This is a genomic window from Anaerocolumna sp. MB42-C2 (genome assembly GCF_030913705.1).
In the GTDB taxonomy this organism is placed as follows: domain Bacteria; phylum Bacillota; class Clostridia; order Lachnospirales; family Lachnospiraceae; genus Anaerocolumna.
The window spans coordinates 5,348,402-5,361,953 of record NZ_CP133190.1 but is presented as its reverse complement, the minus strand read 5'-3'; the positions used below and the strand labels follow the sequence as shown (position 1 = coordinate 5,361,953).

The 13,552-nt window shown below is 37.5% G+C and carries 15 protein-coding genes; 4 read left to right on the top strand and 11 right to left on the bottom strand.

Annotated elements, in window-relative coordinates:
* Window positions 1-13: 13 nt before the first annotated feature.
* Window positions 14-1,342, bottom strand: a complete 1,329-nt coding sequence (locus RBU59_RS23670; RefSeq protein ID WP_308144936.1) for a DUF4832 domain-containing protein — start codon at window positions 1,340-1,342, stop codon at window positions 14-16.
* Window positions 1,335-1,565: a hypothetical protein gene (locus RBU59_RS23665; RefSeq protein ID WP_308144935.1), complete on the bottom strand. Its 231-nt coding sequence runs from the start codon at window positions 1,563-1,565 to the stop codon at window positions 1,335-1,337. The genes RBU59_RS23670 and RBU59_RS23665 overlap by 8 nt, the downstream gene beginning before the upstream one ends.
* Window positions 1,566-1,871: 306 nt before the next feature.
* Between RBU59_RS23665 and RBU59_RS23660 the strand changes: the two genes are divergently transcribed.
* On the top strand, window positions 1,872-2,894 hold the full coding sequence (locus RBU59_RS23660) for a LacI family DNA-binding transcriptional regulator (RefSeq protein ID WP_308144934.1): 1,023 nt from the start codon (window positions 1,872-1,874) through the stop codon (window positions 2,892-2,894).
* 137 nt (window positions 2,895-3,031) lie between these two features.
* Here RBU59_RS23660 and asnA read toward each other — a convergent pair whose 3' ends face one another.
* Window positions 3,032-4,036: an aspartate--ammonia ligase gene (asnA, locus tag RBU59_RS23655; protein WP_308144933.1), complete on the bottom strand. Its 1,005-nt coding sequence runs from the start codon at window positions 4,034-4,036 to the stop codon at window positions 3,032-3,034.
* A gap of 220 nt (window positions 4,037-4,256) precedes the next feature.
* Complete coding sequence (locus tag RBU59_RS23650) at window positions 4,257-4,928, bottom strand: HAD family hydrolase (protein ID WP_308144932.1); 672 nt, start codon at window positions 4,926-4,928, stop codon at window positions 4,257-4,259.
* Between the two features lie 238 nt (window positions 4,929-5,166).
* Here RBU59_RS23650 and RBU59_RS23645 point away from each other — a divergent pair, with 238 nt between their 5' ends.
* Window positions 5,167-6,063: an AraC family transcriptional regulator gene (locus RBU59_RS23645; RefSeq protein WP_308144931.1), complete on the top strand. Its 897-nt coding sequence runs from the start codon at window positions 5,167-5,169 to the stop codon at window positions 6,061-6,063.
* Window positions 6,064-6,230: 167 nt separating this feature from the next.
* On the opposite strand, the gene RBU59_RS23640 is transcribed toward RBU59_RS23645, so the two are convergent.
* The 4 genes from RBU59_RS23640 to RBU59_RS23625 form a co-directional block, all read right to left on the bottom strand.
* On the bottom strand, window positions 6,231-6,938 hold the full coding sequence (locus RBU59_RS23640) for a 4Fe-4S binding protein (RefSeq protein ID WP_308144930.1): 708 nt from the start codon (window positions 6,936-6,938) through the stop codon (window positions 6,231-6,233).
* A 14-nt stretch (window positions 6,939-6,952) separates the two neighbouring features.
* On the bottom strand, window positions 6,953-7,507 hold the full coding sequence (locus tag RBU59_RS23635; RefSeq protein ID WP_308144929.1) for a flavodoxin family protein: 555 nt from the start codon (window positions 7,505-7,507) through the stop codon (window positions 6,953-6,955).
* A gap of 14 nt (window positions 7,508-7,521) precedes the next feature.
* Entirely contained in the window at window positions 7,522-8,082 is a 561-nt protein-coding gene (locus RBU59_RS23630; RefSeq protein WP_308144928.1) for a PadR family transcriptional regulator, read from the bottom strand.
* A gap of 456 nt (window positions 8,083-8,538) precedes the next feature.
* Entirely contained in the window at window positions 8,539-9,834 is a 1,296-nt protein-coding gene (locus RBU59_RS23625; protein ID WP_308144927.1) for a DUF4317 domain-containing protein, read from the bottom strand.
* 360 nt (window positions 9,835-10,194) lie between these two features.
* Here RBU59_RS23625 and RBU59_RS23620 point away from each other — a divergent pair, with 360 nt between their 5' ends.
* The gene (locus RBU59_RS23620; RefSeq protein ID WP_330698392.1) at window positions 10,195-10,386 is read left to right on the top strand and encodes a hypothetical protein; all 192 of its coding nucleotides are present in this window, start codon (window positions 10,195-10,197) and stop codon (window positions 10,384-10,386) included.
* A 65-nt stretch (window positions 10,387-10,451) separates the two neighbouring features.
* The gene (locus RBU59_RS23615) at window positions 10,452-11,051 is read left to right on the top strand and encodes a hypothetical protein (RefSeq protein ID WP_308144926.1); all 600 of its coding nucleotides are present in this window, start codon (window positions 10,452-10,454) and stop codon (window positions 11,049-11,051) included.
* A gap of 253 nt (window positions 11,052-11,304) precedes the next feature.
* Here RBU59_RS23615 and RBU59_RS23610 read toward each other — a convergent pair whose 3' ends face one another.
* From RBU59_RS23610 to RBU59_RS23600, 3 genes are read right to left on the bottom strand one after another with little or no spacing between them, the layout of a single operon-like run.
* Window positions 11,305-11,901 carry a cytidylate kinase-like family protein gene (locus RBU59_RS23610; protein WP_308144925.1) on the bottom strand — a complete coding sequence of 199 codons (597 nt, stop codon included), beginning with the start codon at window positions 11,899-11,901 and terminating at the stop codon, window positions 11,305-11,307.
* A gap of 41 nt (window positions 11,902-11,942) precedes the next feature.
* Window positions 11,943-12,710, bottom strand: a complete 768-nt coding sequence (locus RBU59_RS23605; protein ID WP_308144924.1) for an amino acid ABC transporter permease — start codon at window positions 12,708-12,710, stop codon at window positions 11,943-11,945.
* Window positions 12,710-13,441 carry an amino acid ABC transporter permease gene (locus RBU59_RS23600; RefSeq protein ID WP_308144923.1) on the bottom strand — a complete coding sequence of 244 codons (732 nt, stop codon included), beginning with the start codon at window positions 13,439-13,441 and terminating at the stop codon, window positions 12,710-12,712. Before RBU59_RS23600 ends, RBU59_RS23605 begins: the two co-directional genes overlap by 1 nt.
* Between the last annotated feature and the right edge of the window lie 111 nt (window positions 13,442-13,552).

Below are 13,552 nucleotides of genomic sequence, written 5' to 3'. Positions count from 1 at the left end.
GAGAAACCATCAGTTATTCAATTGATATGATACCCATAGGATAATAACCATCTTCTTCTTTTGTAATAGCCAATTTAATGTTTCCTATTTCTTTTATTCCTGTTTCAATTCCAACTTCTATTATATATTCCCCGCTTGGTAAATTCTTTGGCAGTTTGATTTCCTCCTTGCACAGGATATCCATATCAGGCAGCCACCCTCTGATATCTTCCTGCAGTTTAAAGGAATAAATAACATTATTATTCCTAAGCCTTATAACCAGCGGATAACTTTGATAAATCGGCGCAACTCCTACATTAGCCGCTAAGATACCAACCGGCAGTTTCTGCCCCTTTTTTACTTTTGATTCGTATGTAAATTTTCTTATTTCAAAGCGGTAACCCATTCTCATAAGCCATCGTTTCACACTGTCTTTCCATTCATAAGGAACGGTTGTACCTTTACTGTTATATGAGGATATATGCCATTTTAAAGACTCATCAATAATATAATCTATATCCCAGCCTTGCTGATACCAGTCGTTCATATGCCAGCAGGCTTCAAAAACAACCGGCGCCCTCTTCCAGGCATTACCCATATTAAAGTTCTGGATGTTCTGAGGGTAGAAATCCAGCATATGCGACCATTCATCCCCATGAAATCCTCCCATATCTCCCAGACAATCCACCCGAAAACCTACAGTTTCATTCCGTTCCCTTATAATCCTTAAAGACTTCGGATCATGGAGCAGAGCCTGTAGCGGCGTTATCTTAAAATTATCTATGTAAACATCAGTGATTTGTCTTATGGCATCTTCCTCTATAAATTCCGTTCCTCCGCCTTCCCCCCAGGCACCTACGATGGCCATATCAACTGAACTGATCACAGGATGACCGTCAAAATGACCTGCAAATTCTCTGATAAATGCTGACCAATACTTCACATAAGGGGTGGTAACAGGATCTACCCTCCAGAATGGAAACTCCGGCTCTTCCTGGTATTCCCTCCGGTACCAATCCGGTATATCTTCCTCTTCACTTAAAGCATAAGGTGAACAGCGGACAACCGCAGTACACCCCAGGGATTTGGCATAGTCCAATTTTTCCTCTAAGATCTCCCACCTATATTGCCCTTTTACCGGCTCCATATCTTTCCAGCGAACTCCGCAATAATATACCTTACTATCCGGATGATTCCATGTTTTACTGTCCTTTGTAAATTTATATTTATGTACTTCATTTCCTTTATTATCTTCTACTGTGTCTAATTCTCCCATAAGGCCGGGGGCAGCTATAAATCCTATACCGGGGTTGGTAATTAAGGTTTTGCTTATTTCAGGGTATACAATAATTTGGTTACTCATTTGACACTCCTTCATCGGTATATTTCATTAGAAAAACAGAACATCCTGTATTCTTATAAAACAGAGCCATATTTCTTAATTTATCACTGTTACAGTCTAGAAAATTCGCAAGGCAGTCATAACATCTTATCATTCCGACCTGCTTTCCGAATATCTTGATATTCAGAGCGATTTCATCATTACCTATCCTCGTACCGCAGTGTTTACATTGAACTGTCTTCATTCGTGTCCTCTTTACATTTTGTTACGTTATTTGTTACGTTTGTTTAGTAAATTATATGATGTGATTATATCACCTGACTACAAAGTTGTAAACAATTTTTTCTAATTAATTTATTAAATTTTTACATCAAAGTATTGCTTTTGCAATGATATAATTAACTACTGAACTACAATGGTACAATATAATGTTTTAAATATTGACAATCTGTTCAATATAATATAATCTAGTATCTAGATATTATTACATTCATTAGCGTAAATTTTACGTAACAAAAATGTTTGTTTACCACTGAAAGGGGAATATATAATGAGTACAATTCGCGATGTGGCGAAATTAGCGCAGGTGTCAACCGCTACTGTGTCAAGAGTACTTAATAACGATTCTACTTATAAGATGAAAGATGAGACCCGAGAGAAAGTATGGCAGGCTGTAACTAAATTGAATTACAAAACCAGCTCGACAGCAAAGATAAAATCGAAAAAAGTAGATAATATATCACTAAAAAGCGAGATTAAGATTGGATGTGTTTTAAGTGTTACTGAAAAGAAATACAACGACCCTTATTTTATGTCCATATTAAACGGAATTGAAACCAGACTGATCGAGAAAGGTTATGAAATATCTTTTGTTAAAACAGGACATGAACTTGAGGACAAACAGAAATTATTTACTACCTTCAGCGAACCCGTAACCGGACTTATCTTAATGGTTCCTCTTAGTAGTGAAAGTTATGAATTTATAAAAAACCAGGTACCTTATATTGTAGGGATTGATACAAAACGTAATGATATAGATAATGTGGGATATGATCATTATCATGTTGCATGTATGGCCGTACAGCATCTGATTGAACAAGGCCACAAAAATATCGGTTATATCGGAGGCGGCGGCCCAACCAAAAATCTTAAAGATAGTGAACGTTATAAAGGTTATTATTCTACATTACTTACGGCCGGTCTGTCCGTTAAACCCGAATGGGTTATAGACTGCTGCTGGGATGAAGATATCTGTATCGAAAAAATGAATTATTTAATCCAGACAAATAATTACCCAACTGCATTTTTTGCCGGCAGTGATCTGATGGCTATGGCTGCTTTAAGCTGTTTGTATGATAATTGCATATCCGTTCCTGACGATATAGCCATAATTGGACTTTCCAACATTGAAGTCTCCAAATATTCCAATCCGCCGCTGACGACCTTTGATGTTCCCACGAAAGAAATCGGTATGGTTGCGGTGGACCTGCTCCTTGCCAGAATGAACGGGGATAATCTTCTTCCGAAGAAAGTAATTTTACCAACCAGTTTGATTAAACGCAACTCGACTTAAATTATCGGACGAAAAACAGAAGAAAAAATATAGATATAAAATGAGCCTTAATGATATAAGCTAATAAAAAGTTTATATCATTAAGGCTCATTAAAATTTAGTTACACAGTCTTCACTATTTACCCGGCCGTTAATCTTTATAAAATTACAACGCCTTTTTCATTCATGTACTCTAACATATCCTCTTCCCATACGGAAGCTTGTACTTCACCAATATGTACCTTATCCATGAAATACATACAGATTCTGGACTGCCCAATTCCACCTCCGATGGTAAATGGTAAACGATTATTCAAAATATCCTGGTGATACGGTAATTCTCTTCTATCGTTTGCATTTACTTCTGTCAGCTGTCGATCCATAGCTTGGGCATCAACTCTGATTCCCATTGAGGAAACCTCGAATGCGATGTCCAAAAGATTGTGATATAAAATCAAATCACCGTTTAAGTTCCAATCGTCATAGTCCGGTGCGCGTCCGTCATGCCTTTCACCGCTTATTAGTTCACCGCCTATTTTCATTATAAATATTGCTTTCTTTTCTCTCACAAAAGTAGTCTCCCTGTCCTTTGCGGAAAGCTCCGGGTATAAATCGGCAAGCTCCTGACTTGTAATAAATGTTATCTCTTTCGGCAACTTGGCTTCAAATAAAGCAAATTTGCTGTCCACGAATTTTTCGGTTTCTAAAAATACTTCATAAATTTTATTAACCGTATTTTTTAACGTTTCGATGGTTCGTTCCTCTTTTATGATGACTTTTTCCCAATCCCACTGATCAACATAGATTGAATGGATATTATCCAATATCTCATCACATCTGATTGCATTCATATCGGTATACAAACCTTCGCCGGCATCAAATTTATATCTTTTTAACGCCATTCTCTTCCACTTTGCCAGTGATTGAACTACCTCACATTTTCTGTTTTGTGTACCGATTCCGGTAAAGGAAACCGGCCGCTCAACACCGTTCAAATTGTCATTTAATCCGGTTTCAGGCAATACAAATAAAGGTGCTGAAACTCTGATTAAGTTTAACTTTTTCGCCAAACTGTTTTCAAAATAATCTTTAATAAGTTTGATTGCTATTTCGGTTTCCCGGAGCGTAGTTTTACTGGAATACCCCTCTGGTATGTAATGCATACAAATACCTCCTGAATTATTTTAATAATAATACTTACTAATATAAAGCCTGCAGTTACTATTATAAATATAATTACATAAATATTACAATCAAAACTTACATTCTTATTTCAAAAATTAGTTTTGTTTTAATCTTTGCCACCAAAATATAGTTCAGTAATAATAATCTGTGCTTTTACTCCTGTTATATACCAATTGTTTTCTAACCAAATACAGCTATTTACTCACTTAACAAAAATCGGTTAAATTCATGAAAATTTTCTATCACATCATCTACCTCATGTAAACTTTCATAAATATGATGTTCCTTGTAAGGTACAATTGCCACGACTCTTCCTATTTCTGCCTGTTTGGCAGCATTTACTCCTGAGGTAGAATCTTCAAATACAAGATAATTTTTGCCGGTCAGGTTCATTTCCTGCAGTATATGTACATAAAAATCCGAACCTGTCCTGCCTGGAACGATATTATCCACACAGAGAATACTTTCTTTGGTAAACCACTTATTGATTCCATAGTTTTCAATATAAAAATCAAGATTGGCTCTTTGTGATTCCATTATAAGTAAACGAGGAATCTTCCTTTCTTTTAATTCATTTAAAAGGAATTCCGCACCGCAGGTCAGCGTCAAGTCTTCTTTCGCTTTCCTCCATAAAATCTGATACACAATCTCCTGTTTTAGCGCATATTCCTTAACTTCCTGGTTTGTCAGGGGATAACCTGCCAAATATTCCATAACTGATTTATAGCTTTGCCCATATACATATTGGTCAAATTCCGTGTCTGAAATATACTTATAAAACTCCGCCAGGGCAAATAACCTCCATGCTCTTTTCTGTCTGTCAAAATCCCGGAACAGAACATGATTAAACTTAAAAATAACACCTTTCATATTAATCAACTCCTGTAAATACCTGCTTTGTGTCAGTTTCTATTATAAGACAGAAACATGCCTCACCGGCACACCTCTGTAATTTCTTGACATGGTTTTATAGAATTACTATAATTATAATGACGTATATCTTGTAAAACAACAATAATATTGCCATAAATTATAACTATTCCGCCACAAGAAACATAATAGGAATTTAATAATTAAAAATTATGCAAAAAAAGGAGCACAGTTCATTATGCAGATTACTGAAGTGATCGTAGATAAAAACCGCCGTGAATTGATTACAAGAGGAACACCCCTGTTCCCATGTGCAGTTTATTTTTCAGATATTACAAAATACATTACCGGTGATATTCCCTGGCACTGGCATGAAGAGATCGAATTGGTTGTAGTACATAGCGGAATGATGTATGTAAATTTTGGAGAAACCGGAATTACTTTAAGAAAAGGAGAAGGTATTTTTATCAATACAAATATTCTTCATTCCATGCGGATTGTTGGAAAGGAAGGCTGTCATTTGATTACTATTGTTTTTCATTCAAAAATTATCTCCGGGCCACAGGATAGTATTTTTGAGCAAAGATATGTAAATCCCTTGCTTACCTGCCAATCCTTAAGCTTTGTACATTTAAGTCCGGGAACTGAATGGCAGAACAATATTATTTTATGCATTCTGAAAGCATATACAATTTATACCGAGGATGATTTCGGCTATGAAATTCTGGTACGTGATCACCTTTCGAAAGCCTGGTATTACCTGGTTAAAAATCTGCAGTCAGATATAACAAGGCACTATTTAAAAGAAAACCACGATACCGAACGTATTAAAAAAATGTTGGATTTTATTCATAATAACTATTCCGATCAGATTAACCTGCAGCAGATCGCAGATGCAGCTAATATCAGTGAACGAGAATGTTTCCGCTGTTTCGAAAGAAGTATCGGCATGTCTCCCACCGTCTATCTGTTAAAACACCGAGTATCGATAGCAGCCAAATACCTGATAAATACCAATATGTCTGTAACAGAAATCAGCAGTTTATCCGGTTTTAATACTCCGAGCTATTTCTCAAAGGTATTTAAAAACTTTATGTTATGCTCCCCTGTTACTTACCGGAACAAAAATGAATAAGATTCGTCTTTAATATAGGTTAATCTTTTATAACATACAAAAAGCTGTTACAAAATATCAGTTCTATTGAACTTTAGTCTGAAATATAGTTATGTCTGTGACATTTACTATATCTCACCTAAGTAAAACAGCTTCTGAACTTTGCAACAGCTCTTTTATTTTGTCAGTTATTTACGTTGAATTCCACAAGTTATAACTTTTTTAGGACAGCCATCCACACATTCCAGACACGAAATACATTCGTACGAATCCATTTGTCCCGAGGTCACCATTTCAAGAACATTTAGGCTCATAGGGCAGTTTTTACTGCATTTTCCGCAGGAAACACAAGTCTTGCTATCTGCCTTTAACCTGAATCTTGGTATATGTAGCAAATCTGCAAGCTTTTCACCGATTACCATAAATGGCGCCATCCAGCAGATACTGTGGCACATACCTCTTTTACCGGTTATAAGAGCAATTACATAGATGATTGTTGTAACGACAAAATATATGATAACAATAAATAAATTAATACCCGACAAATAGAAAAAATCTAGTTGAAGAGGTGAGTTGTGAATCCACAAAAAAACTATGAAAGAAAGCCAGACAATCCAAATTATATATTTGGATGCATTTTTCCACTTACTGTTCCATGATCTGTTATTCGCATTAATTACCTGATCCTGTATTGCACCACCCGGACACAGCCATCCGCAGAAAAGGCGGCTGCCGAACAAAGAAATCAATAACAGCAGTCCAAACATAACTGCACTTCCATTGATAACACCGTTTGCTGCTGACATTACAATGATAAAGGGTGAAAGGAAGAAGAATAAAAGCGGAAATAATATAGCTGTATAGGCAAGTAAACCTTTACGTATTTTTTGCCTCATTTCTCTGCTCCTTTCTATCTGATTTCAGCCGACATGATATCAGCCGTTTGTTTCGCCCGGTCCATAAAATCCGGAGCATCACTGAACGGTACTACATACTTCCCTGCTATTTCCGTATGAAACATACCTCCATTCTTACCATCAAATGCCCTGCGGAAAAATTCCTGAACAAGGTCCGTGTTATTCTCAACCGGTCCGGCGCAAGTAATTAGAAGTGCCATACGTTTTCCGTTTAAGATAGTGGTGTTGGTAAGGCAAAAACATCTGTCCACGAAAGGTTTTAACTGAGCTGTCAAATCAAAGGAATACAGCGGAGAAGCTAACACTATGACTTTAGCAGCAGCCATCTTATCAAAAAGGGAGGCTGCATCATCCTTTTGAACACAACCGGGTTCATTTTTTTTACCCATACATGCGTAACACCCCTGGCAGCCGTTAATGTTATAATCCTTTATATGAATGCTTTCCACCTCATTTCCCTGAGAAAGAATATTTTCTTCAAAAAGTTTCAGAGCTTTGGCAGTTTTGCCGTTTTCCTTTGGGCTCCCCAAAATAGTTAATATTTTCATAATTAAGTCCCCTTTTATTTTATTTTGAAGCGCTGGCTTCGGTCTGTTTCAGGATCAGTTTCAAGTTTTTTAATCATATCACGGCACCAGTTTATGACAAAGTGATAATAATTGATGCCGTAATCCATTGTTGCATACCGATAGTAGAACTGGTAGAGGTCGTATTGTCCAGCTGCTTCTTCCTTCTGACTGTTTAAGTTCTTGACAACGGGTTCGATTGCTTCAATAAGCGCTCTGAGATTAGCAATCGCCTTATCTTTAGACAGAAATTCATAGAAAAATATCTTCACCAGGTGATCCTGCCTTGATTTCTCGAAAGTAATCGGTTCCTCAATCCACTTCATAAAAGTTTCTTTTCCGCTTTTTGTAATCTGATAGATTTTTTTGTATTTATTACCCTGTACTGACTCATTAAAAATAACCAATTTCTTATCCTCTAATCTCTTTAATGCCGGATAGATACTTCCGAAGCTTGCGTCAAAAAAATACGAAGTAGATTTTGTCATCCACTGTTTCAAATCATATCCACTTGTATCTCCGCACATTAGGAAACCAAGGATTATAAATTCTAACATATTCTATCCCCATTGCATATCGCAGGCCTCTCTGCGATATTACCGCAAATAAGAGTGATAGGATCTCATTGCGGCGACCTTTCTTAGTTTATATTTTCTTTCTACTGGCACCCATGCTTTCTGGGTATGATTTTCTGGGTAAAATCTTGAAGAATAACATTTTTTAGTTATCCTTCTCAAGCCTCGTATCCGAGGTTTTAGGCCTGCAGGTCATATGCGAGACCACTCACTTTGCCTCCTTTGTTTGATTCTATATTATATCGTTTTGTTATATATCGTTTCGATATATTTTAACATAATAATATACCCTGATTTCAACTTTGTCAATTAGTAAATTGGAATAATTTATTAAAGGATGTCTGAACTAAACCTTCAGGCATCCTTATCTTAAGTTAATATATAAAATAATACTCTATCTTCTCTTCTTTATCCGGGCAGGTTGATCTATATGTAAACTTAAGAAATCATCGTACCGTTCACTTTGGCCTGCTCATCTTCCTCCACCGGAATCATAATATATTTCTTCCCCTCAATAATCTGGGAGGTGATCTGATTCATTTTCTCAGGTTTCACCTGAAGAATAATATCATAGTCCTCGTCGGTGGTGACATCATATCCAAAATCTGGTTCTTCCTCTGATTGGTTTTCAGTATCTCCATAAGCCTTAAAAGTACCGGCTCCCTTCGTTACTTCTTCCAGTTTCACCTGCAGTTGTTGAACTTTTTCTACCAGGGCTTTTTCGACTTTATGTTTTTCGTTTTCGGCTAATATCTTTTTATCAATTAAGTGTTCAATGGCAGGCGGCTCCTCACTGAAATTCTCCGTATAGGCCGTTTCAATTTTAGTTATGAGTTCTTCTGACAGGTCAGTTTCAGCCAGGATCTCCTGGACGGTTTCACCTGTCAATACAACAGGTTCTTCCGTGGCTTCTGCTGCCGCTGCCTGCTCCTCTGCAAGCTGTCCCAGACTTTCCTGGATATCACTAAAGATCCTGGTGCTTTTTTCGGAATCGGCTACGGAATTTTTAATTATATTCTGAAAGATATTTTTCTTTTCGGCACCGGTAGTTTTTACCGGACAGCCAAGTACCAGATCCATTAATTCTTTATGGGGTTCCACAGGATTTTTCTCATAAAACATAACGGAATGAATATCCGTACTGCGGTCCGTAAATGCCGGGAAGATAAAACCGTTCTCAGGTGCTCCCACAACCCAGTCCCGTTTTCTGGGTCCGATTTTGTTCTCGTCTTCCAGATAACCAAGCCCAGGCTTAGTCAATGCGACCGGACAGATTGCCGTAATTAAATATTCATATACTTCTTCCGATTCATCCAGTCTGCGGTTATCCGATGTTTTTGTCATAACATCGTAAGCATCATGAAAAACTAAGATAAGGTAATTTCCCGCATAATCATAACTGTCAATAATAAGCTGATAATAAGCCTCTAACAGCTCTTCATTTTTTAATTTACTTTCCTTAAGTCCCATTAAAAACTGTTGTTTGCCGCCCGGTTTTTCTTCCTCTAACGGAAATGCCAGTTCCAACAGATTGTTGCCCAAAGTTCCTGAGAGTGTTTTTTTTGCTATATCCAGATATTTATAATATTCTTCTTCCTCCAGATTTAAAAATGTTTCATTAAGTCTTAACACGATTTCTCTCTCTGAGTTAACATAACATCCGCACATCTTCGTAAAAGTACATCCGGTTTTCTTTAACCGGCTTTTTATCTCAAAAACTTCTTTTCTATTCATAGTTTACACCCATTGCATATCGCAGACTTTTCTGCGATACTGCCACAAATAAAAAAGAGTGAAAGAATCTCATTGTGGCTGCCTTTCTTTGTTTATATTTTCTTTCATTCTTTGATTCCATAATTTATTTTATGATATTGCCTTAAACAGAAACGGTTAATACAACTACCGATAAGTTAGTTCTATTATAAATCATATAAAAAAATAAATCAAAGATGAAATTATATTTTACGTTTCATCTTGCAGATTATTGAAGAAGCTATATCTCAAAATCAATTTATAACTATCAGGAAATACAGATATCCGAATTGATTGCGACAAGGAAAGCAGCCTGAATAAACTTTTCCATGAAGTAACACTTTGGTTACGGCACTCAATGCTCATGCAATGAAAGAACAGAAAGTAAAAGAGCTTTTGAAAGGTATTATCAGTCTTGGACTACCTCTTGCAAAAACAATCCTGGAGGCACACGACGGCAGTATTACGGTAGACAGCATTTTAGGTGAAGGAAGCGTATTTGTAATGAATTTTTTGAATCTTACTAAAATGTAAGGAAGAATTCATATAGGAGTAAGGAGCAGATGTTAATCTACCTTTATAGAAAGGTGGGATTTATTTTGTATTCATTACTATTTAAGAATTTAACGAAGTATGCACTGTTTCGAGCGTCATTTTGGGGCGTCTTGGGGATGATTCTGTTAACGCTGCCTGACTTTTATCTTAACGGGATGTTCTATATGATTGTCGGATATATGCTTACGGTCGGTATCTGGCGTATTGTGGGTTTTGCCAGGGAGTGTGCCGTAAATCATATTAAGGATAAGAAAATGTGTTCGCCTCTCCGTTATTTTAGCCTCCTGGTTGCTGTTTTGCTGATTGTGGTAGTAATCCAATCCATTATTTTTAGACATTTGATGATTCGAGTAACCCCAGTTTATCTTGGTGGATTACTGCTATTGGAGAGTATCCTATATTTTATAATAGCCTTGTGTGCAAATACATTCATGCAAAGGGGGCTTCTGGTTGCTTTTTCTGGAATTGTCTTTTTGGGTGGCGCTGCTGTCCTCGCCTTCACTTTTGGATTTGGCATTGGTGGTATTATGGGATTAACAAAGGTTTCCTGTGCCGCTTTGCTGTTCGCCTGTTTATATGAATTGACAGCATATCTGGTCTACCGAAAGAATGCAGGCATCCGCTCAAATGAGGAGGATATATAATTAATTTATTAGAAGTAAATTCTATTAACAAAACCTATCGCACAGGGGAAGACATGATTTTGTCTCCGTGTGCCTTATTGTTACTGTCGTACCTCGGTGCTGCTCTCCTCCCGGAATTCAGATTATCACCTGAATACATTATAAAAAACAGGGAATAAATATTCCCTGCCCTCATTTATTATACCTGCTTCAGATAACACCTGCACCAGGTACTATCTAAATCAGGTATTTTCTGTTTTCTCCGACTATCTGTTTATGTTAAAAGCGTACTTTTCACAATATCTACTAAAATTTTTGCAGTCTTGTCTACACCGAACCGGCTGCTGTCGATCATAACATCATACCCGTCATAGACATTAGCCACTTCCGGACAATAACGGTATCGGTAATTCTCTCGTGCTTTGTCTATTTCCTTAATCATCTTCTTAGTGACTTTAGGATCCATCTGTAAACTTTCCGTACAATTTTTTAGTCTGCATTCATAAGGTGCATAGATATAGATGTTTAAACATTTGGCATAATCTTTGAGCACACTGCCCGCACAACGCCCGACGATGATACAGGACTCCCTCTTGGCGATATCCCGTATGATATTGGTCTGAACGTTAAAAATCTCGTCCTGTATGTTGGCTACCCCCATTCCCAGGGGATATTTTCTTCTAAAGAATATGGAATTCGAATTCTCCTCTTCATTACTGATAACTGGTATCGGCTGACCCATCCTTTTTGCGGTCGCTTCCACTATATCCCTGTCGTAAAATTCAATCTGCAGTTCCTCAGACATTTTTTGTGCAATGGAACGGCCAAAACTGGCAAATTGCCTTGAAATGGTAACTACATAATTCTCCAATATAAGACCTCTCTTTCTATCTCCCGCCTGCACACCTCGGTTTAAGTTGTACGTGCTGTACTCTTTGGTATACGGGGATGCTTCTGCATATACCTTACCAGGGAAGACAAAGTGAAATTAATAATGAAATAAATAACCGCTGCAAAACCTAATAATACAAAAACATCCGATACATTCACCGATCCGGTGCCGTTGTATTTATTAGCCGCACTTAATAACGTCTTGACCCTTGCCATCAACTCAATAACCGCAATATTGGCTAAATAAGAAGAATCCTTGATTGTTGTGATAACCTGGCTTAACAGGGTTGGGATAATATTTCTGTAAGCCTGCGGCAATATGATATAAATCATGATCTGTACGGTATTAAACCCTTGGGAATGCCCGGCTTCAAATTGCCCCTGTGCCACTGAGTTTAATCCCCCTCTTATAATTTCAGCAATAACGGAAGAGGTGAACAAAATAAGTGCCGCCGCCCCTTTGAACAACAGTTTGACCTCTACGGAAGTAAGACCGAACATCTTTCTGGATAAAAATTCCGGAAAAGGAAAAAACACCAGACATATGAAGATCCATAACAGCAGCGGAGTATTTCTGAAGATTTCAATATATGCTACTGCCAGCCATTTAAAAATACGTGTTTTACGGGAGGTACAATAATTTCTCACAAGCGCAAGAACCGAACCCAAAAGAACACCGATACCAACAGCAATGACCGATAGTATAATTGTAAAAGCAACACCTTTAAATATATAATTAAGGACTGCCGGATTTTTTAGTATAGATAAACTACCTTCTAATGTATTCATTATTTAGCCACCATCCCATCCGTTATGCCTTTGCCCGTATCAACTGTCTTCTGATCTCTCTTTTTAAGTGAATTCTCCCATACACTTGCCAAAGTTGAAAGCGGAAAACAAACAGCAAAAAACAAAAGACCGCTTACCAGATAAGCGGGTGCATACGCCCCTCCTGTGGAAGCTCCTGTTACAAAACTGTATGTCAGCGAAATCAGATCCGCTCCTCCGATGATATAAAGACATGAAGTATTCTTAACCAGATTGACCACCTGATTTACCATAGGCGGAAGAATGATCTTGATACTTTGCGGTAAAATAATATAATACATCTTTTCCATATAATGAAAGCCCTGTGAATCGGCAGCTTCAAACTGGCCTTTGGGAATAGCCCCGATACCGGCACGGACAACCTCTGCCATATAAGCTCCATGATAAACACCAAGGGCTATAATACCTGTAACGATAATCCCCAGACTTCTGCCCGTAAATGCCAATGCATAATACAGGAAACACAGCTGAAGAATAAGAGGAGTGTTCTGAATCAACTCCACATAAATTCGGCTGATTCCTTCCAGAGCTTTCTTGCCGCTGGTGGCCATCAAACCGAATACGATTCCTAAAATCATGGATAACAGCAACGCGAACAATGCCATTCTGCCGGTATTATATAAACCTAATAAAAAGGTGGAACGGTATGTCCATACCTTTTCCCAGGCAGTTATAGAAAATAAACTATCCACTCCATTTTCCTCCTGTTATAAGTACTCTCGGAAACTCTTTGTATGTTGCTTTGTAAGATGATTATCCATCAGATGTGCACAATTTTATGAGGCGTACGTGGAGTCTACGTT

Bases quoted from the DNA above. Each gene is read 5' to 3' on its own strand.
- RBU59_RS23670 (WP_308144936.1), bottom strand. From the start codon at position 1,342: ATGAGTAACCAAATTATTGTATACCCTGAAATAAGCAAAACCTTAATT.
- RBU59_RS23625 (WP_308144927.1), bottom strand. From the start codon at position 9,834: ATGAATAGAAAAGAAGTTTTTGAGATAAAAAGCCGGTTAAAGAAAACC.
- RBU59_RS23635 (WP_308144929.1), bottom strand. From the start codon at position 7,507: ATGAAAATATTAACTATTTTGGGGAGCCCAAAGGAAAACGGCAAAACT.
- RBU59_RS23650 (WP_308144932.1), bottom strand. From the start codon at position 4,928: ATGAAAGGTGTTATTTTTAAGTTTAATCATGTTCTGTTCCGGGATTTT.
- RBU59_RS23640 (WP_308144930.1), bottom strand. From the start codon at position 6,938: ATGAGGCAAAAAATACGTAAAGGTTTACTTGCCTATACAGCTATATTA.
- RBU59_RS23630 (WP_308144928.1), bottom strand. From the start codon at position 8,082: ATGTTAGAATTTATAATCCTTGGTTTCCTAATGTGCGGAGATACAAGT.
- RBU59_RS23665 (WP_308144935.1), bottom strand. From the start codon at position 1,565: ATGAAGACAGTTCAATGTAAACACTGCGGTACGAGGATAGGTAATGAT.
- RBU59_RS23645 (WP_308144931.1), top strand. From the start codon at position 5,167: ATGCAGATTACTGAAGTGATCGTAGATAAAAACCGCCGTGAATTGATT.
- asnA (WP_308144933.1), bottom strand. From the start codon at position 4,036: ATGCATTACATACCAGAGGGGTATTCCAGTAAAACTACGCTCCGGGAA.
- RBU59_RS23660 (WP_308144934.1), top strand. From the start codon at position 1,872: ATGAGTACAATTCGCGATGTGGCGAAATTAGCGCAGGTGTCAACCGCT.
- RBU59_RS23605 (WP_308144924.1), bottom strand. From the start codon at position 12,710: ATGAATACATTAGAAGGTAGTTTATCTATACTAAAAAATCCGGCAGTC.